This is a genomic window from Enhygromyxa salina, assembly GCF_002994635.1.
Classification (GTDB): Bacteria; Myxococcota_A; Polyangia; order Nannocystales; family Nannocystaceae; genus Plesiocystis; species Plesiocystis salina_B.
Map to the genome: position 1 here is coordinate 76,377 of NZ_PVNL01000138.1, position 18,751 is coordinate 95,127.

Sequence of the window (18,751 nt, forward strand, 5' to 3'; positions counted from 1 at the left end):
GAGGACTAGCTCATCAGCTTGTTGATCTCGGTCTGCCAGTGCTGCGCGAGGTCTTGCACCGAGGCCGCGCGCAGCCGATCGAGCGCAAACGTGAACTCCTGCCGCTTGTCGAACGAGAACAGCTTGCTCTTCTCGACCTCCATCATGACCTTGACGTTGGTACCCATGTACTCGATGTCGAGGTTGATGTCGGTGATGTTGAGCTTCTGGCGCAGGTGCATCGGCGGGTTGAACTTGCCGCGATACTTCTGCCCGAGCGGCTCGGCCTCGAGCTCGGCGATGCGATAGTCGAGGGTGCCCAGCGCGTCGCGCATCTTCTCGATGTCGGTGTTGCGCATGGTGATCGGGGCGGTCGCCTCGATGTCGCGCGCCCACTTGATGTCGACGTAGGCGCGCAGCTGCCAGTGGCAGACCGGGCTGGAGGCCGAGGTGCCCGAGGGCACGCGCAGGCGAAACGGCATGGGCAGCACGTCGTTCTTCTTGGTCTTCCACGGACCCTGGCGGACCAGGCAGCGATCCCACACGTGGCCGCTCTTGTGCCCGCGCTGGTGGACCTCGATCAGCTCGATGATCACCGAGGCCACGGTCTCCGAGTCGGTCGCCGTGTACTCGAGGAAGCCGTCGAGGGTCGACTCGTTGGCGAAGGTGTCGCCGGGCAGCGCGATCAAGAGAGTGCCGTTGTTGTTGCCGCCCTGGCGCCGATAGGTGAGCTCCGCGGGCATCGGTGTCGCGGCGCCGCCAACCCCCACGGTGGCGGCCACGCCCACGCCCGCCGCGGCGGCTGCCTGCGCGGCCGCAAACGCGGCCGGCGAGTCGGCGATGGGCTGTTGCTGCGTATGGGCCTGCTGTTGTTGCGCGTACGCCTGTTGCTGCTGCGCGTACGCCTGCTGTTGCTGCGCGTACGCCTGTTGTTGCTGCGCGTACGCCTGCTGGGCCGGCGTCAACCCCTGGGCTGGGGCATACGCGTAGGCCGGTTGAGCCGGGACCGCTGCCTGCTGCTGCTGGGCCCGGGCGGCCATCGTCGCCGCCAGCGCGGCGGTGATCGGTGCGGTGTTGGTCCGCGCCTGGACCCCGCGCGCGGGCCACTCCACGCCGAGCGGCGTATGGCCCACGAACACCGTGTGGCCAGGCTCGATCGCGACGGCCACGGCGCCCAGCGCTTGGCCGTTGACCCACGTGCCGTTGGCCGAGCCGAGGTCGCGGATGTAGAGGGTGTCCCCGTCCAGCCAGACCTCCGCGTGGCGGCGCGAGATCTGACCGTCGGCCGCCCACAGCTCGGAGCCCTCGTCGTCGCGGCCGACGATCGCCCGCGCCTTGAAGTGGTTGAGCTGATGGGAGGTGGTTCCGAACTTGAGCTCTACGATCATGGGGTGAATCTCGACTGGCGCGAAGTCTATCAGGCTGGGTCCCCGCCGGGGCTCCCGTGCCGCACGCAAGTTGCTATGTTCCCGGCATGCGGACTCGACTTGGACGCCACACCGCCCTCGCCTTTGCACTGGGTCTGCTCGCGGGTGGTTGTGGCGACAGTGGTGGAGCCGAGGACACGGCCGCCGACGCGACGACTGAGACAACGGGAGATGGCGACGGCGACCCTGGAGACGGCGACCCTGGAGACGGCGATCCGGGCGACGGCGATCCGGGCGACGGCGATCCGGGCGACGGCGATCCGGGCGACGGCGACGGCGACGGCGATCCGGGCGACGGCGATCCGGGCGACGGCGATCCGGGCGATGGCGATCCGGGCGACGGCGACGGCGACGGCGACGAGGACTCGGGCGACGGCGACGACGACACTGGCGACGGCGACGGCGACGGCGACGGCGACGGCGATGGCGACCCTTTCACCTGTGACGAGATCGAGGTCATGTACGACTCCTGGGTCGCGAGCGCGACCGACTGCAACGCCGACGACCAGTGCCAGGTGCTCGATGGCCACTGCTGGATGGGCCTCGGCGGCTGCTGGTACGTCGTCAACTACACCGTCAGCCAGGCCGATCTCAACGGGCTCGCGGATCAGTTTCAAGGCAACAACTGCCTCGGCCCGGTCTGCGCTTGTTTGGCACCGCCCATGAACGTGGGCTGCGTCGCGGGTACCTGTGCAGAGCTCTGATCGGCCCGTGTCCTTGATGTTGCGCATGCACGTGGGAGCTCACTCGTGAAGTGGTTCGCGCTCGCGCTGCTGCTCAATTTCGCAGCGCCCGACCCCGTCCCCGTTCAACGACCGGGCGACGCGGTGACGTGGATGTTCGAGTGGCGCGCACCCGCGGGCTGTCCAGACCGCGAGCAGATCATCGAGCGGATCCGCGAGTATCTGCCGCAGCTCGAGGATCCACCCACGCGGGCCGCCCACGCGATGCTGCGGATCGCGGCCGAGGTGGTCGTCGCGGGCGACACCTGGCAGGCACACCTGCGGGTCAGCGGCCGCGACGGGGATCAAGTCCGCAGCTTCTCGGCGGCGAGCTGCAGCGAGCTCGCCGACGCGAGCGCGCTGATCGCTGCGGTCGCCCTGGATCCGGTGCTCACCGCCCGCAGCGTCGCGGCTGCGGCCGCGCCCGCTCCCGCGCTGGCGCCCCCACCGAGCCCAGAGCCGGACCCGACCCCCGAAGCTCGACCGGCGCCGCAACCTCCCAGGCCAACTGCCCCTCAACCTGGCAGCGAAGGCGTCCCCGCGACCAGCGTCGTGATCAGCGAGCCGCCGCCGACTCGCAATTTCAAGGTCGGCCTGCGTGCCCAGGGCCACGGAAGCTTTGGCCCAACCACCACCGGCTACGCCGCGGTCGGTGGCGGCCTCGCGCTGTTCGACGGTCTGTGGCGCTGGCAGGTCGAGGGTGGCTATTGGATCCCACGCCGGGTCAGCCTCGCCGACGGCCGGGCCGGTCGGTTTCAAGCCTGGTGGGTGGGCACGCGCGGCTGCGTGGTCCCCAGCGTCAACTCCCTCGAGTTCCCGCTGTGTCCGGGCGTCGAAGCCGGGCAGGTGATCGGCGCGGGCATCGAGCCGACCACCAACCGCAGCAGGGCCCGCTACGCATGGGTCGCTGGCGTGCTCGGTCAGGGCGTCAATTGGGTGATCACCGACCGCGTCGCGCTGGCCACCGAGCTCACGCTGCTGCTGCCGTTCACCCGCGGTCAGTTCGCCATTGACGGGCAAGCGATCCAATCGATCACGCCGGTCGGGGTTCGCGGGATGCTGGGGCTCGAGCTCCGAATGTAGGCGGGACAAACCACCGCTGATCAAACGTGAACGAGTGGAGCATCACCATGCCGACGCTCAGATCGGCGAAGTCGACCAAGACCATCAGGCTCAGATGCATCAGCAACCCAGCCGCCCACACATAGGGCCGCGCGCGCGAGCTCAACGCGACAACCGCAAAGCTCAGCTCCATCCCCAGCGCACCCCAGGTCATGACCTGCAGCAGCGGCTTGGGGAGCGCGAGCAGTGACGCCCCCAGGCCGCCGCTGCGCGCCAGCGGACCCGTCAGTACGTGGGTCAGCGCGCTGCCGTCGATCCACGAGGGGCTGCCGAGCTTGATCAGGCCACTGTACGAATAGCCGACCGCCATCAGGATCCAGACCACGGCGTACGAGCTCGCGGGCATCGCCCAGCGCGACGGCCGGGGCTGGCCGATCGGCCCGGCCGCGGGCGTGAGCGCGTGGACGATCAGCAGTAGCCCGACGTAGGGCAGACCCGGGTTGGAGATCAACGGATTGCGCCCAAACAGGCTGGCCCAGATCACCCACAGCCCCACCGCCGCCCATCGATCGCCGCGCCCCAGCGTGAGCATGACCGACAACACCGCGCCCAGGCCGACCCACGCGACGCAGAACCACGGCGCGTCGTACACACCCAAGATGTTGGGCAGCGCGCGAACGTAGGGGCTCAGCCCGGCGTCGGGCAGCACGCCCGCGCTGGAGAACAGCTCGGCCGCCCACGGCATCAGGTGGGCAAAGTGGACCAACAGGTAGAGCCCGAGCACCATCCGGTACACGCGATAGACCTCGACCGACCACGGCGCGTCGGCCTGGATGAGATCCCTGACTCGCGCCGCGATCACGACGGGCACCTCACTTCCAGGGTGTCGGGGACCTCGTCCAGCCTGAGCCCCGGCCGGGGCTCGTAGTGGATCACATAGTGCGTGCCGCGGTCGTGCGGCTCGGCGCCCAGCTCATCGAGCAAGGGGGCGTCGCCGCACAGACCGTGGGTCGCAACCGAGCGAAACAGCGCCATGCCGTCGTCGCTGGTCGCCAGCACCGGACCGTAAGCCAGCGCCGCCCCATAGACATTGCGCCGGTTGTAGGGCCCCTCGAGCTGGCTGTAGCGCGCCTGGGTGATCGGCAGCTCACGCGGCGTGCCGTCGGGTGCCTGCCAGCTCAGCGTGAAGCTGGTCGAGAAGGTCTCGAGCCCCTTGGTCGTGGAGAACACCTTGGGTGCGGGCGACAGCATGGTCGCGGCCGCGAAGCCCTTCAGCTTCGGCAGCCCGGCGAGGTCGCCCACGATCTGGGCCAGACCGATCACCAACAGCAGCGTGGCGGGCAGCCAGCGGCGCCATGAGATCCTCATGGGACCACCTCGTCGCGGTTCACGTCGATCCCGATCAGCATCTGCCCGAGCCGATGCTCCTTGTCGCCAAATCCGCAGCGCCCCTCGAAGCGCGCGGGGTTGTCGAAGGTCCCGAACAGCATGTCCCACACCGGTAGATCGCCGTAGTTGTGGGTGTGGCTGCCCTCCCGGTGATGCACGCAGTGCATCTCCGGCCGCTGAATCAAATAGCCGAGCCACCGCGGGGTCCGGACGTTCCAGTGGTAGACCAGCTCGGCGAGCCCACAGACTAATACAGCGCCCGCGGCCGCGGCCGGGCTCACGCCCAACACCAGGTACAGCACGCCGCTCGACAGCAACCCGTTGAGGACCAGCTCGAGCGGGTGCTTGTAGAAGCTGGTCACGATCTCGAGCCGCTGCGGGCTGTGGTGAGTCTGGTGAACCCAGCGCCACAAGAAGTCCGACTCATGCCGGGCCCGGTGCCACCAGTAGTAGACGAAGGTCAGCACCACGTAGCCGACCAGCGCGCCGCCGACCGATCCCAGCCGCTGACCCGGGAGCCACTGGTGGGCCCGCATCCACGGCTCCCACGCGACGCCCGCGAGCAGCACGACGCCAGCCTGCAGTGCGTTGAGCGAGAGCGCCCGCGCGTGCCAACCGGCGACCTTTGGGAACCGCCGCCCCGTCCAGCGGGCCTCGACGAGCATCATCAGCACGGCACAGGCGAGAACCATCAGCGCGACCATCTGCCCAGCGTAGAGTTGGCGTTCAATAATTCAAGAACATTTATAATTGACAAATCAATAAGCTCCACTTATTGATCAGCGTCAGCAACCATGCAGCTCAACCGCCTCGAAGGTTTCTACTGGGTCGGCCACTCGGGCGGCTACGCGGCCGCGGCCCGAGCGATGCCCTACCCGATCACGCAGCCCGCCGTGTATCAGCAGGTCAAGCGGCTCGAGGAGGACGTCGAGTTCAAATTGTTCGAGCGGGTCGGACGTGGCGACATGCGGCTGACCCCGGGTGGCCAGGCCCTGTTCGACTTCATCGCGCCGTTCTTCGTCGGCTACGCCGCCGCGATCCGGGCTGCGCGGGCCAACGCGACGGGCGGGCTCCTGCGCATTCAAGCGGCCCACCAGCTGATCCGCGAGCTGCTCCCGGGCTGGGTCGCCGCGCTCACGGCCGCGCGACCGGGTGTGCAGGTCGAGATCCTCGAGGCGGGCACGGTCGAGCTCGAAGCCCTCCGCCGCGGTGACACCGATCTGCTGATCGACCACGTCGGCGCCGAGCCACCGAGCGACATTGGAGCGAAGACGGTCGCCGTCACCTATGGGTATCTGATCGCGCCAGCCGAGCTTCCGGGTGTCATGTCCGGCGACCTGGCGGCGCAGCTCGAGACCCCTGGATCGAGCCTCACCGCGCTACGGGGATTGCCGTTCATCGCCTATAGCCGGCACCTCGGTCATCACGAGATTCAGCGAGAGGCGCTCGGCCACTTCGACCTCGCGCCGCAGGTCGTCGCCTATCTCGAGCGCGCCGAGTGCATCACGGCAATGGTGGCCGCGGGCGTGGGGTACTCCTTCATTCCGAGTATGGAGCCCAACGGTCCGCAGCACCCCGGTGTGCGGTCGTATCCGATCGCCGTTGACGGCGCCCGCTTTCCGGTTGTCGCCCTGTGGCGAGAGGCGGGCACACCTCACCCGCTGATTGAGCTGATGCTCTCGCTCGCGCCGAGTCCACCGGTTTCATCGTGGCCCTGAATGCCCACGCCAGATTACCCGTAGGCGCTCCCTGCGGCGACCCAGGCACACCTGATTCATCATGTTACATTGATGCAAATACGCGCCCGAGACCAGAAAGATCCGGCGATACTTGCATGCCGCCGCACCATCTATTGTGCAAGTTCGCGCCGACGTCACTCAGCACACACTCACTACCGAGCAAGACGAACTCGGTGACGAGCGAACGCTCGCGCAATTTCTAGAGTCAGCACCGGATGCCATGGTGGTCGTACGCGGCGACGGGATCATGGCGTTGGCCAACGCCCAGGCCGTGCGTCTGTTCGGTCATTCGCGTGAAGCGCTGATCGGCCAGCCAATTGAGATGCTGATCCCCAAGCGTCTCCACGAGGAGCATCGCAACCACCGTCAGGTCTACGCCGCGAAGCCGTCGCTTCGGCCAATGGGCTCCGAGATGGAGCTGTTCGGACTCCACGTCGATGGCAGTGAGTTCCCGGTCGAGGTCAGCCTGTCGCCGGTCGAGACCAAAGAGGGCTCCGTCGTCATCGCCGCCGTCCGCGACATCACCGGTCGCAAGAAAGACGCCGAGCTGCTCCGCCAGCTGGTGGAGTCAGCGCCCGACGCCATGGTCATCGTCGACGCCCGTGGGACGATCCGACTGGTCAACGGTCAGACCGAGCGCGTGTTCGGCTACTCGCGCGCGGCGCTGATCGGCGAGTCCGTCGAGGCGCTGATCCCCGAGCGGCTGCACGCCGTCCATCAACGCCACCGAGAGCGCTACGCCCGAGGTCCCACGCTGCGGGCGATGGGGGCCGGCATGGGCAAGCTGCTCGGGCGGCGGCCAGACGGAACCGAGTTCCCGATCGAGATCAGCCTGTCGCCGATCGAGACCCGAGACGGTCTGCTGATCTCGGCGGCGATCCGTGACATCACCGAGCGCCAGCGCGAAGAGGAGCGGCGACTCAGCATCGAGGCGAGCCTGCAGCACGCACAGAAGCTCGAGAGCTTGGGGGTCATGGCCGGAGGTGTGGCCCACGACTTCAACAACCTACTCGTTGGGGTGCTCGGCAACGCCGAGCTGGTCGAGGCCGAGCTCCCGCCCGACTTCCCGCTTCGCGTCCAAGTCCAGGACATCCAGGCCGCCGCCGAGCGGGCGGCAGATCTGTGCCTGCAGCTGCTCGCCTACGCAGGCAAGGCGCGCGTCGAGCTGCAGCCCACGGATCTGTCGGCGCTGATCCGCGACATGCTCCATCTGATCGAGATCGCGGTCTCGAAGCACCACAAGTTGCACCTCGCGCTCGACTCGTCGCTACCGCTGATCCTGGTCGACAGCACGCAGGTTCGGCAGGTCGTCATGAACTTGCTGCTCAACGCCTCCGAGGCGATCAGCGATCGCGCTGGACACATCACCGTCACCACCAACATCCGTTACTTTGCCCAGGAGTACCTGCGCAACTGTGATGTCGCCGACAGGCTCGAGGCGGGACGCTACGTCGTGCTCTCGGTGAAAGACGACGGCTCGGGCATGAGCCAGGCGGTCCGATGCCGCATTTTCGAGCCGTTCTTCACCACCAAGTTCACGGGACGCGGGATCGGGCTGGCCTCGGTTCTGGGCATCGTTCGCGCCATGGGAGGTGCGATTCAGGTGGAGAGCGAGGTCGGCGCGGGCACCTGCGTCAACGTTCTGTTCCCGCTCAACACCGAGCAGGGGCTGAGCGAGGTCGAGACCGACACCGATGGGCCGAAGCAGCCGGTGATCTTGGTGGTCGATGATGAGCAAGTCGTCCGCTCCGTCGCGAGCGTGGCCCTGAAGCAGGCGGGGCTGCCCTACCTCGTCGCCCAGTCGGGGTTCGAGGCGCTCGAGATCCTTCGCGCCCACCGAGACGAGATCGGCGTCGTGCTCCTCGATCTGTCGATGCCAGGCATGAGCGGTGCGCAGTGCCTGCACACGATGCGTGAAGAGTGCTTTGACATCGAGGTGATCCTCTGCAGCGGCTATGAGGAGCACGACGCCACGCGCGCCGTCACGGATCAGTACATTGGCTTCGTGCAAAAGCCGTGGCGCGTACGCCACCTGCTCTCGGAGGTCCGCCGCGCGCTCGATACCCACGCCAGCGCCGCCCACACGTAGAACCTCGCTACGGCCGGCTCCCGTCGACTCGGTAGCGCGCCAGATCCACGTGGATATGGTTGCGATGCAGGTTGTCGAAATAGGGCGTGACCACGACCGAGAACACCTGCTCGTCGTACAGCCGATTCGCCAGGCTACGCAAGAACTGGGTGGTCGGATCCTCGGGGTCGTTCAGCGTGGGCTTGAAGTCGTCGAGCACCGTCGCGGTCTCGCCGTTCGCAAACACGAATTTCTTCAGATCGATCCCGTTGGCGAAGCTGTGCTCGCTCAGAAGATCATAGTTGACCATCTCGCGGCAATTGAAGGTGCCCATGTGCTCGATGCTCTTGATCCGCGAGCCGACCAGGCGCTCGGCCTCTTCCTGGGCGACGCGCTCGAAGTCGGCCAGCGCCAGGGCCATCGTGCAGGTCAGCAGCGGATTGTTGTTGTAGGCGATGTTGCCCGGCCCTCGCTTGACGCGAACGACCTGGTGGGCCCCGCAGGTGTAGACCCCATCGACCTTCTTGCCGACGCCGATCCGCGCGGGCTTGAAGCTGACTCCGGCGGCCTCGAGTCGCGCCTCGCAGTCTGGCAGCGGCTCGGGCGGGCCCAGCACGTTGTCGTTGTCGGGATCGAGATCCGCGTGGCCCCACGACAGAAGCTCGGGCTCGGGCTCCGGTTCAGGCTCCGGCTCCGGTTCAGGCTCCGGCTCGACCACGGGCTCGGCCACCGCGGGCTCCTCGCTGTCGGCCCCGCTGGCTGGGGTGATCGGACTGGCGTCCCGCGGCGCCTGGGTCGACGTCGCGTCGCAAGCACCCAGACCGAACATCGGCGCGAAGATCAGCGCCAGACAAGTGAGGCGTGTCATCCCAGGCTGGATCGTACCCATCCGGGACGCCAACGTGCCACCCCCCCGCCATGATCTGCTCACCCGGGAGGATTTTCGCACGCGATACGATCGCGCGATCACGCCACCGGTGCCCCCTCGGGTCCAGATCCGCTAAGATCCTCGCGTGGCCGAATTGATCGTCAACGGGCGCGCGCTGCAGATCGACGAGTCGCGCCTCGATCCACACACGACAGTGCTCGACTTCCTGCGCGAGCGCGGCCTGGTCGGCACCAAGGAGGGCTGCGCCGAGGGGGAGTGCGGGGCGTGTGCAGTCGCCCTCGTCCGTGAAGACCACGCCCAGCGGACGGCCTACATTCCCGTGAACAGCTGCCTGACGCTGTTGGGCTCGGTGCTCGGCGGCGAGCTGATCAGCGTGGAGGGCGTTCGACCCAGCCCCGACGCGCTGCACCCCGTCCAGACGGCGATGGTCGAGCGCGGCGGCTCACAGTGTGGCTACTGCACGCCCGGCTTCGTGGTCAGCATGTTCTCCGAGTACTACCGGCGCGACCGCCCGGCCTGGGACCCGGAGGCGATCGCGGGAAACCTGTGTCGCTGCACCGGGTATCGGCCGATCCGCGACGCGATGCGAGACCTCGGCGCGCCCGCCAGCGACGATCGCTTCCTCGCCCGGCTCGCCCAGCCAACCCCGATCCTGGCCGGGCTCACCCAGCTGCGCACGCACGCCGGTCAGACGCCGGGCCAGCGCCAGCTGCTGCGACCGGCCTCGCTCGACGAGCTGCTGGATCAGCTCGCCGAGCACCCCCAGGCCAAGCTGATCGCGGGCGGCACCGACGTGGTCGTGGAGATCAACCAACGACACGCGCGCTGGCCCACGCTGATCTCGCTCGAGGCCGTCGCCGAGCTGCGCAGCTTCACGATCGACGGCGAGACCGCGCGGATCGGCGCAGCGCTCAGCCTGTCCGCGCTCGAGCACCACCTCGATCACGCGATCCCGCTGCTCGCCGAGCTGTTTCCGCTGTTCTCGTCTCGGCTGATCCGCAACCGCGCCACGCTGGGCGGCAACCTGGCCAACGCCTCGCCGATCGGCGACTCGCCGCCCGTGCTGCTCGCGCTCGACGCCTCCCTCGAGCTTCGCTCGCGCGCGGGTCAACGCGTGGTCCCGCTCGCGGCGTTCTTTACCGGCTACCGCCAGACCGTGCTCGAGCCGGGCGAGCTGATCACCCACGTCCATGTTCCCGTGCGGCGGCCCACGCACGCGCACTTCTACAAGGTCAGCAAGCGGGTGCTCGACGACATCTCCACGGTCGCGGCCGCGTTCGCGCTCGAGCTCGATGAGGCCAGCGGCGAGATCACCCGCGCGCGGCTGGCCTACGGTGGCGTCGCGGCCACGCCCGCCCGGGCCCTGGACGCCGAGCGAGCGCTGATCGGCCGGACGTGGACCCGCGAGACCGTCGCCAGCGTGGCGGCGCTGGTCACCGCCGCGTTCACACCGATGAGCGACCACCGCGGCAGCGCCGACTACCGGGTGGCCATGTGCGCGCGGCTGCTCGAAAAATTCTTTCACGAGACCACGGACAACCGCCGGATCGGCCCCCAGCCACCGCCGGTCGTCGCCCACCACGGAGCACAGCCATGACAAGCGTCGGACGAGCGATCCCCCACGAGAGCGCCCCCGGCCATGCGAGCGGCGAGGCTCGCTACACCGACGACTTGCTCGACCGGTTCGCCAACGCGCTGCACGCCTGGCCCGTGCTCTCGCCCCACGCTCACGCCACCGTCGTCTCGATCAACGCGGGCGTGGCCGCGAGCATGCCTGGCGTCGTCAAGATCCTGACCAGCCAAGACGTGCCCGGGCAGAACGAGGTCGGCGCCGTCCACCACGACGAGCCGCTGTTCCCGACCGAGATCCAGTTTCACAATCAACCGGTCGCCTGGGTGCTCGCCGAGACGCTGGACGCCGCCCGCGAGGCCGCGGCCGCGGTCGTCGTCGAGTATGAGCAGCTGCCCGCGATCATCACCATGGAGCAGGCGATCGCCGCGGGCAGCTTTCTCACCGAGCCGCTCACGATCATCGCGGGCGCGCCCCAGCAGGCCCTGACCACGGCGCCACAAACCCTCAGCGGTGAGCTACACATTGGCGGGCAAGAGCACTTTTACCTCGAGACCCAGGCCGCGATCGCAGCCTGGGACGAGGCCGGCGAGGTCGTTGTCCATAGCTCGACCCAGCACCCGACCGAGACCCAGATCATCGTCGCGCGGGTGCTCGGGATCCCGCGCAATCGGGTCACCTGTCAGTCGCTGCGCATGGGCGGGGCGTTTGGCGGGAAAGAGGTGCAGGCCAACCCCTATGCTGCGATCGCAGCGGTCGGCGCCCACGCGACCGGCCGCCCGGTCCGGGTCCGCCTCGATCGTCAGCTCGACATGGCGCTGACCGGCAAGCGGCATCCGTTTCTGGCCCGGTTTGACGTGGGCCACGACGACGACGGCCGGATCCTGGCCATGGACCTGCAGCTCTACAGCGACGGCGGGTGGTCACACGATCTGTCCAAGGCGATCATGTTCCGCGCGCTGTTTCACTGCGACAACTGCTATCGGATCCCCAACCTGCGCGTGGTCGGTCGCGTGCTGCGAACCCACAAGACCTCGCAGACGGCCTTTCGTGGGTTCGGGGGGCCGCAGGGCATGGTCGCGATCGAGGACATCGTCGATCGCGTGGCGCGGGCGGTCGGCCGGCCCCCGCACGAGGTTCGGGCGCTCAATTTTTATCGCGAGGGCGACCATACCCACTATGGCCAATTGGTGCGCGACGCCGGGCGCATCGAGCAAATCTGGAATTCGCTGACGCAGACCTCCGACTTCGCCAACCGCTGGGCCGCCACTGAGGCGTTCAACGCCGCCAGCACCCACGAAAAGCGCGGCCTGGCGATCACCCCGGTTCGATTTGGGATCTCGTTCACGACGAGCTTCTTGAACCAAGCGGGGGCGCTGGTGCTCGTCTACGCGGATGGCTCGATTCAGGTCAATCACGGCGGCACCGAGATGGGCCAGGGTCTGCACACCAAGATGTTGCAGATCGCCGCCGACGCGCTCGGGGTCCCGCTCGAGGTCGTGCGGCTGATGCCAACCCGAACCGACAAGGTGCCCAACACCTCGGCGACCGCGGCGTCGAGCGGCTCGGATCTAAACGGCGCCGCGGTCGAGCACGCGTGCGCGCAGATCCGCGAGCGACTGGCCGAGGTCGCCGGGCGCGAGCTGGGGATCCCGCCCGATGACCTGGAATTCGCGGGTGGCCGGGTGCGACCGTTCTGGCAGCGCGACGATCCAACGGCCGGGCTCAGCTTCGCCGAATTGGTCGGGCGCGCGTACCTGCAGCGGGTCGCGTTGTTTGCGACTGGCTACTATCGCACGCCGCACATTCACTACAATGAGGCCACCGGGCGCGGGAAGCCGTTTCACTATTTCACGTATGGCGCCGCGGTCACCGAGGTGCAGGTCGACGGGTTCACCGGACAATTCGAGATCCGCCGGGTCGACATTCTGCATGACGTCGGCGACTCGATCTCGCCGCTGGTGGACATGGGCCAGATCGAGGGCGGGTTCATGCAGGGGCTGGGCTGGCTGACCTCCGAGCAATTGGTGTGGAGCGACGACGGCCGGCTCGCCACGCGCGGGGCCTCGACCTACAAGCTGCCGACCCTGGGCGAGTGCCCCGAGGCGTTCAACGTGGAGCTGCTGCCGATGGCGACCGAGCCCAGCGTGGTCAAGGGTAGCAAAGCCGTCGGGGAGCCGCCGTTGATGCTGGCGATCTCGGTCCGCGAGGCGCTGCGGGCCGCGGTCGCGGGGTTTGGCCAGCAGGGCGCGATCGAGCTGGCGTGCCCGAGCACCCCCGAGGCAGTGTACTGGGCGATCGAGGCGGCGCGTGAGCGCGCGGCCGAGCGGGCGGCCGCGGAATAATTTCGCAAGTCGAACACGCTGGGTTCACGTTGCACGCAGGCACAGATGCGCTCACCGTCGCTCTTACAAATTTCACTGGCCGTCGCGCTGCTCTGTACGCCCACGCTCGCGCGCGGCCAAGAGCCCCAAATTGATGACCAGTTTGATGACCCAATCGACCACCAGCTCGACGATCGTGAGGCGCGGGCGGCCGCCGCTCGCGAGGCCGGCCTCGCCGACCTGCGCGGGGAGCCGGGGGCCGACCCACAGGGCTTCGAGATCTGCGCGATGACCTACCTCGAGGTCTACAACGACGTCCAGGATCACGCCCACGCCGACACCCTGCTGTCGCGCGCCGCCGACTGCTCGCTCGCCGCGGGCATGGCCGGTCAGGCCATTCAGATCTGGACCACCTTGCTGGACCGCTACCCCGAGAGCGCTCACGCCGAGTCCACGCTGCTCGAGCTCGCCGGGACCTACGCTTCGATCGCCGAGTACGAGCACGCAGCGACGCGCCTCGAGCAGTTCGCCAAGCGCTACGCCAAACACGAGCAGACCCCGGCGGCGCTCCAGAACGCCTACCTGTTTCGAGTTGGCCTCAGTCAGCGCGACCAAGCCATGCGCGACCTCGCCGACTACGAGCGCCTGTATTCGCGGAGCAGCGACAAGCAGGCCGCGCCGATCTTCTGGTCCCGGCGTGACCTGCTCGACTCGGTGAAGGCCCAGCGTAAGCACGCGCTCGACTACATCGCCCGCTACGACCAGGCGGGCGGGCTCGATCGCCTGGTCGTCGCGCACGCCGTCGTCGCCCAGATCGACTGGCGTCAATCCTGCCGGGAACCCCTGCTGCTCGACACCTGCATCAGCATCGAGCGCGAGCCGGCGCGACCGAGCACTCCCGGGATCGCTGCGGCCGACGCCGCCCGGGTCAGGGCTGCGCTGGCGGAGCAAAGCGGCAAGCCCGACAGGCGAACCCGCTACCGCCGGCCGGCTCGGTGTGGCTCACCCAATCATGGGCTCATCACCGTTCACCGCCGCGACGCCAAGCTCGCCGCGAGCGCGCAGCAACGGATCGACGAGCTCATGCGCCTGGTCAACGACGCCATCCGGGCGATGCCCGAGCACGACGCCCGACGCCTCGACGGCTTCGGCGACGCCTGGGGCATGGCCATGGTCTACCGCGCAGATCAAAAGTACGAGGAGCTGCTCGCCATCACGTTTCCCGATGACCTCGACTTCTACACCGACAGGCAGCTGCGGGACTCGGGCGTCATGGAGTGGGAGCGCAAGTACAAGGAACAGGTCGATCGCTACCGAGAGTCCATCAAGCGACTCCGCGCGTACCTCACGAGCAAGCTCGGGCTGCTGCGGGAGCTCGAGAAACGCTACGGTGAGGTCAGGGCCACCAGCAGCCCGTACTGGATGATCACGGCCGCCGGTCGCGTCGGCCTCGCGTATCAGAGCTTCGGTGATCAGCTACTTCGCGCCGCGCCGCCCCGCAGCCTGCAGGGCGAGGTACAGGTCCAAGCCTACTGCAAGGCCCTCAGCGACCACGCCCAGCCGATCGTGGACCAAGCGCTGGCCGCCTGGGAGTACTGCGTCGCGCGCTCGACCGAGTCTCAATTCTTTACGCCGACCTCGCGCATGTGCGAGACCTTCGCGGCCGAGCTCGACCCGCGGCGCTACCCGGCGACCGTGGAGCTGTTCGGTCAATCTGTCTATGCGGACACGCGCATGACCACAACCGGGCTGCTCGCGGATCCGGGAGAGAACTAGACTAGAACGGCGCGATCCGTAGACGCCGCCGCGCGAGCGCCTGCGCCAGGCCGTCTTTCAGCGTGCGCATGGCCTTCAGCCCGTTGAGCTCGAGCCCGAGATCCACGATCGTGCGGGCGGTCGCCGGGGCCACACCAACCAGGCTCAGCTCCGCGCCGAGCAGGCCGACCGCGCGTGCCAGGCGGAGGATCAATTGCGCGGCCTCGTTGTCGACCACTGGCACCCCGGAGATGTCCAGAATCACGGATCGCGCCTTGGTCTGCGCGACCTCATGCAGCAGTCTCTCGGTCAGCAGCTCGGCGCGTACGCTGTCGAACACGCCGACCAGCGGCACGACCAGGATCCCCTCGACGACCGGGACCACCGGAGTGGACACCTGGCGAATCTGCTCGAGCAGGTTGGTCTTCTCGGCCATGGCGAGCTGCAATTCGACGAGCTGCGACTCGAGGTGCTGAACCTCGCGCTTGGCTGACTGGTGCTCGAGCTGCTCGTCACGATGGACGACGAACTGCATCGCGCACACCATCACGAAGTCGAAGAACCATGCGTCGAGCTGCTGTCGCACGTCGGCGCCCGCGGCCGCTTCGAGCACCGCCGTCCGCAGCGAGGTCACGTAAAAACGCAGATCCGAGAAGCTCAGGCCCCTCGCTGTGAGGTCCTCGACGAGCTTCTGGACGGCCTCGCGCTGGGCCTCGTGCTTGCCCGTCTGAAGGTCCTCGCGCAGCGCGTCGAGGCAGCTCTTCACGTGGTCGCGGCTGGCCTGCGCGCCAATGAGCTTGAACACGCTGCTCGCCCTCGCAGACAGACGCTGGCCCAGAGCCTCCGTCATGTGCGCGCGCGAGCTATCGAGCCACTCCGACATATGGCCTCTTACTACCATGAAACATGGTACGTGCAGGTTGGTGCGCCCTGATCCTGGCATTCGCCGGGGGCGTGCTCGATCAGCGCCTTCGCGCCATACCGGGCGCAGCTGCCCGCGATGATTCCGATGTTGAGCGCGCATGGACCCCGCTGCGTACGCACGACCGTGGCGCTGTGCTCGTCCTCGATCGTGCAGAAGATGTCGCCGACCGGGCCCCGCGCGTTGAGCCTGAACGCCGGCCCCAGGCTCATCAGCACGGTCTGTACGCTGTCGATGCCCGGGGGGAACACGGCCGCCTCGATCATCTGGCGCCCGACCGCGGCGACCGCGGCAGGTCCGACCTCTGCGGCGATACGCTCATAGATCCCGATTGACCAATCATAGTCGTACCAGCGATCGGGCTCGATTCGGTCGATCCCCGCGTCGGCGAGGATCTTTTGCACGATGTGGTCCGACTCACCGAACGCGAGCACGAACGAATTGAGGGCCGCGCCGTAGTACTCGGGTTTCTCCGCGTTCATCGGGATCTCGACTTCCGCGCACGGCGGATTGCTCGCAGTCTACCGCGCACTGCCGGTACTTGTCTACAGGCAGCCGCCGTGGGTGCGCGGCTGTGCGCGATCAGATTGTGTGTAGAAACGCCAGCAATTGAGCACGCTCGTTCGGCTGCAGATCCAACGCGTATCGGTGCCCAGGCTCAGACCGAGCAGGATCGAACATCTGCTCCAATGTCGCAAACGCGCCATGATGCAGATATGGCGCGTTTCCCCCGACCCCGCGCAAGCTCGGCACTCGCCAGTACCCCGTCCCCCGCAACGGGCTGTCACCCGCCGATCGATCGGTGCCCATCTCGTCGAGGCTGACCCGCAGCTCCGATGTGTACAGGGGCGGCGTGTGGCAAGTGTCACAGCCCTCGGCCATGAACACCTGCCGACCAAGCTCGCTCTGTGCGCTGGGCTGCGCGACCGGGGGCGGCGGGGGTAGTGAACGCAGGTACTCGGCGAGCGCCCACATCAACACCCGCGGCGGCCGAGCGCTGGCCCGGCCGTGTGTCATGAACACGGTCTCCACGCGGATCGCCAGGCTCGCAACCCCGCGGTGATACCAATTGGCCGTGTGGTGCAGATACGGCATATCCACGATTCCACCGAAGTCGGGGAACGCGTAGGGGTTGAACACGTCGTCGTGTTGCACGTCGCTGCGCCCGGGCCCGAGCTTGTGTAGATCCTCCGCGCGAGTGGCGTCGACGAGCTGGGCCTCATGTGCGCCCCCGTGCTCGAGCCGGAGGCGCGCCAGGTCGAACTCGCGGTTGGCACGAATCCCGCTCACGACCCCGTCGGCGCCCCGTGACGCGTGACAGCTGGCGCAGGTCGTGACGATTCGCGTGTGGCCCTCGTGCTCGGCCAGACGCACCCCCACATAGGCGCCCTCGTGCTCGAGCACGCCCTCGAGCACACCATAGTCACGCAGGTCGACGCCGTCTCGCAGCGCCCGCCCGAGCACGGGCGCGACGCCCATCGGGTACTCGAAGAACACCCGCTCGCCGAGCGCGATCCAGGCTTCACGAGTCTCGGGCAGGCCCGTCGGCGCCTGCTCCGTGCCAAAGCCCGCCCCGAGCGTCGCGCCAAACTCGACTCGGGGCAGGCGCTTGGTCTCGGCGATCTGGGCGGCCTGCTCACGCGTGAGCGGCAGCGTGGACCAATCGGTGATCGGCGCCCGGTCCCAGCCGCGCGCGTGATCCAGGGAGTAGTGACGCAGCCGCACGCGCGCGTAGATCGGCTCGGGGTCGACGAGGTCCCGCTCGAGGATCCCTCGCCGGTACGCGGCGCTGGTGATGTACGCGTGGGGATCGTCGTCGAGCGCGATCGCTGGCGGCGCGCTCGCGGTCGAGCTGGGATCGGGCGTCGGCCGCTCGGAGCACGCGGTCGCACACAGCGACGCCAAAGTCCCGAGGCAAGCGAGCGCGCGACCGGTCTCGAGAGCGACGTGCATGAACGTCAAGCTTGGTCGGCGCGGCCGTCGACGCCGGCCAGCCAGATCGTGGTGGGTGAGCGCAGGCGCAGCAGCCGGGGCTCGAGCTGGGCGAGCAGCTTGGGCGAGAGCTCGACGCCCGAGTCGAAGCCCGCCAGCGCGAACACCCGATCGACGTGGTCGAGGTTGCGAAACGGCTTGGCCACCGCCTGGCCCCGGGTCGCCAGCTTGATCGCCTGACGCATGACCTTGGCCGCGGTCCCGACCTTGCGCTCGCGATCACCCCGCTGAAGGTCCGTGAGGTAGTGCCCGAGCACGCCTGCCTTGCGAAACCCCGACGCGATGTTGTGCAGCAGCGCCTCGCGGTCGGACTGCGCGAAGTAGTCGATCATCCCTTCGCTGATCACGACCGGACGCTCCGCGCCCGCGACCAGCTCCGCCAGCTCGTCTGCGAAGCCGGGCGCGAGGATGTTGGTGCTGCGCAGCTCGAGCGCGTCGTCTCGCAGCGCCAGGCGGACCCGCCCGGGCGCCGTGTCGAACATGCCGCGCTTGGCCGCGCTCATGTGCGGCAGATCGATCTCCGTGTAGCGAACGCCGTGATCGAGCGCCCACGTCACCCCGCGATGCGAGAGCCCCGCGCCGAGCTCGATGATCCGATCGGGGGCCATCGCGTCGAGCTGGGTGTCGAGCATGCGGTGGCGAAACTCGAGGTAGTCGAGCAGCGAGGGGAGCTTGAACGCCCGGATCGCCGGCTCGGTCGCGCCGCGAAAGATCCAGTACATCGCCGCGCCCTCGCGAGTCGTGAACAGGTGGCTGTAGGGCAGACCGAGCTGATACCAGGCGTAGGCGGTGACGTGGGCGGTCGGACCGATCTTGCCATAGTCCTGGTCGCCGACCTGGTCGCCGACTTGGTCAGAGCTTCGCGCGGTGCTGCTCGCCGACATTGGCAGGAGTATAGCCAGCCACGGTCCGC

General features: G+C 68.1%; 16 protein-coding genes. 7 read left to right on the plus strand and 9 right to left on the minus strand.

What is annotated here, in order from left to right; translation table 11 throughout:
* Window positions 1–5: 5 nt before the first annotated feature.
* Entirely contained in the window at window positions 6–1,367 is a 1,362-nt protein-coding gene (locus ENSA7_RS45185) for an FHA domain-containing protein (RefSeq protein WP_106094197.1), read from the minus strand.
* A gap of 86 nt (window positions 1,368–1,453) precedes the next feature.
* Here ENSA7_RS45185 and ENSA7_RS44620 point away from each other — a divergent pair, with 86 nt between their 5' ends.
* Both ENSA7_RS44620 and ENSA7_RS37345 read left to right on the plus strand, forming a co-directional pair.
* Window positions 1,454–2,110, plus strand: coding sequence for a hypothetical protein (locus ENSA7_RS44620; protein WP_181234481.1), 657 nt, complete (start codon window positions 1,454–1,456; stop codon window positions 2,108–2,110).
* A gap of 45 nt (window positions 2,111–2,155) precedes the next feature.
* Complete coding sequence (locus ENSA7_RS37345) at window positions 2,156–3,211, plus strand: hypothetical protein (protein ID WP_106094198.1); 1,056 nt, start codon at window positions 2,156–2,158, stop codon at window positions 3,209–3,211.
* On the opposite strand, the gene ENSA7_RS37350 is transcribed toward ENSA7_RS37345, so the two are convergent.
* The 3 genes from ENSA7_RS37350 to ENSA7_RS37360 are packed head-to-tail and all read right to left on the minus strand — an operon-like array spanning window position 3,162 to window position 5,271.
* Complete coding sequence (locus tag ENSA7_RS37350; RefSeq protein WP_146158584.1) at window positions 3,162–4,052, minus strand: HTTM domain-containing protein; 891 nt, start codon at window positions 4,050–4,052, stop codon at window positions 3,162–3,164. The genes ENSA7_RS37345 and ENSA7_RS37350 overlap by 50 nt on opposite strands.
* Complete coding sequence (locus tag ENSA7_RS37355; RefSeq protein WP_106094200.1) at window positions 4,049–4,558, minus strand: hypothetical protein; 510 nt, start codon at window positions 4,556–4,558, stop codon at window positions 4,049–4,051. Before ENSA7_RS37355 ends, ENSA7_RS37350 begins: the two co-directional genes overlap by 4 nt.
* On the minus strand, window positions 4,555–5,271 hold the full coding sequence (locus ENSA7_RS37360) for a sterol desaturase family protein (protein WP_244924038.1): 717 nt from the start codon (window positions 5,269–5,271) through the stop codon (window positions 4,555–4,557). The genes ENSA7_RS37355 and ENSA7_RS37360 overlap by 4 nt, the downstream gene beginning before the upstream one ends.
* Window positions 5,272–5,373: 102 nt before the next feature.
* Here ENSA7_RS37360 and ENSA7_RS37365 point away from each other — a divergent pair, with 102 nt between their 5' ends.
* Both ENSA7_RS37365 and ENSA7_RS37370 read left to right on the plus strand, forming a co-directional pair.
* Window positions 5,374–6,297: a LysR family transcriptional regulator gene (locus ENSA7_RS37365; RefSeq protein WP_106094202.1), complete on the plus strand. Its 924-nt coding sequence runs from the start codon at window positions 5,374–5,376 to the stop codon at window positions 6,295–6,297.
* Between the two features lie 136 nt (window positions 6,298–6,433).
* Window positions 6,434–8,407 carry a hybrid sensor histidine kinase/response regulator gene (locus ENSA7_RS37370; protein WP_280524064.1) on the plus strand — a complete coding sequence of 658 codons (1,974 nt, stop codon included), beginning with the start codon at window positions 6,434–6,436 and terminating at the stop codon, window positions 8,405–8,407.
* 7 nt (window positions 8,408–8,414) lie between these two features.
* On the opposite strand, the gene ENSA7_RS37375 is transcribed toward ENSA7_RS37370, so the two are convergent.
* Window positions 8,415–9,254, minus strand: a complete 840-nt coding sequence (locus ENSA7_RS37375; RefSeq protein WP_181234482.1) for an extensin-like domain-containing protein — start codon at window positions 9,252–9,254, stop codon at window positions 8,415–8,417.
* A gap of 145 nt (window positions 9,255–9,399) precedes the next feature.
* Between ENSA7_RS37375 and xdhA the strand changes: the two genes are divergently transcribed.
* The 3 genes from xdhA to ENSA7_RS37390 are packed head-to-tail and all read left to right on the plus strand — an operon-like array spanning window position 9,400 to window position 14,945.
* Window positions 9,400–10,872: a xanthine dehydrogenase small subunit gene (gene xdhA / locus ENSA7_RS37380; protein ID WP_106094205.1), complete on the plus strand. Its 1,473-nt coding sequence runs from the start codon at window positions 9,400–9,402 to the stop codon at window positions 10,870–10,872.
* Window positions 10,869–13,190, plus strand: coding sequence for a xanthine dehydrogenase molybdopterin binding subunit (gene xdhB / locus ENSA7_RS37385; RefSeq protein WP_106094206.1), 2,322 nt, complete (start codon window positions 10,869–10,871; stop codon window positions 13,188–13,190). Before xdhA ends, xdhB begins: the two co-directional genes overlap by 4 nt.
* 45 nt (window positions 13,191–13,235) lie before the next feature.
* The gene (locus ENSA7_RS37390; protein WP_106094207.1) at window positions 13,236–14,945 is read left to right on the plus strand and encodes a tetratricopeptide repeat protein; all 1,710 of its coding nucleotides are present in this window, start codon (window positions 13,236–13,238) and stop codon (window positions 14,943–14,945) included.
* Window position 14,946: 1 nt separating this feature from the next.
* Here the strand turns inward: ENSA7_RS37390 and ENSA7_RS37395 are convergent, their stop codons facing one another.
* From ENSA7_RS37395 to ENSA7_RS37405, 4 genes are all read right to left on the minus strand, one after another.
* Window positions 14,947–15,729 (minus strand): STAS domain-containing protein, encoded by a 783-nt coding sequence (locus tag ENSA7_RS37395; protein WP_181234483.1) that lies wholly within the window; start codon window positions 15,727–15,729, stop codon window positions 14,947–14,949.
* 89 nt (window positions 15,730–15,818) lie between these two features.
* Window positions 15,819–16,328 (minus strand): hypothetical protein, encoded by a 510-nt coding sequence (locus tag ENSA7_RS44625; RefSeq protein WP_181234484.1) that lies wholly within the window; start codon window positions 16,326–16,328, stop codon window positions 15,819–15,821.
* Between the two features lie 100 nt (window positions 16,329–16,428).
* Entirely contained in the window at window positions 16,429–17,799 is a 1,371-nt protein-coding gene (locus tag ENSA7_RS37400) for a hypothetical protein (protein WP_146158585.1), read from the minus strand.
* A 5-nt stretch (window positions 17,800–17,804) separates the two neighbouring features.
* Complete coding sequence (locus ENSA7_RS37405) at window positions 17,805–18,722, minus strand: class I SAM-dependent methyltransferase (RefSeq protein ID WP_106094210.1); 918 nt, start codon at window positions 18,720–18,722, stop codon at window positions 17,805–17,807.
* Window positions 18,723–18,751: the final 29 nt, after the last annotated feature.

Coding starts and splice junctions, on each gene's coding strand:
- ENSA7_RS44620 (WP_181234481.1), top strand. CDS start 1,454: ATGCGGACTCGACTTGGACGCCACACCGCCCTCGCCTTTGCACTGGGT.
- ENSA7_RS37355 (WP_106094200.1), bottom strand. CDS start 4,558: ATGAGGATCTCATGGCGCCGCTGGCTGCCCGCCACGCTGCTGTTGGTG.
- ENSA7_RS37365 (WP_106094202.1), top strand. CDS start 5,374: ATGCAGCTCAACCGCCTCGAAGGTTTCTACTGGGTCGGCCACTCGGGC.
- ENSA7_RS37375 (WP_181234482.1), bottom strand. CDS start 9,254: ATGACACGCCTCACTTGTCTGGCGCTGATCTTCGCGCCGATGTTCGGT.
- ENSA7_RS37400 (WP_146158585.1), bottom strand. CDS start 17,799: ATGCACGTCGCTCTCGAGACCGGTCGCGCGCTCGCTTGCCTCGGGACT.
- ENSA7_RS37390 (WP_106094207.1), top strand. CDS start 13,236: ATGCGCTCACCGTCGCTCTTACAAATTTCACTGGCCGTCGCGCTGCTC.
- ENSA7_RS45185 (WP_106094197.1), bottom strand. CDS start 1,367: ATGATCGTAGAGCTCAAGTTCGGAACCACCTCCCATCAGCTCAACCAC.
- ENSA7_RS44625 (WP_181234484.1), bottom strand. CDS start 16,328: ATGAACGCGGAGAAACCCGAGTACTACGGCGCGGCCCTCAATTCGTTC.
- ENSA7_RS37360 (WP_244924038.1), bottom strand. CDS start 5,271: ATGGTTCTCGCCTGTGCCGTGCTGATGATGCTCGTCGAGGCCCGCTGG.
- xdhB (WP_106094206.1), top strand. CDS start 10,869: ATGACAAGCGTCGGACGAGCGATCCCCCACGAGAGCGCCCCCGGCCAT.
- ENSA7_RS37405 (WP_106094210.1), bottom strand. CDS start 18,722: ATGTCGGCGAGCAGCACCGCGCGAAGCTCTGACCAAGTCGGCGACCAG.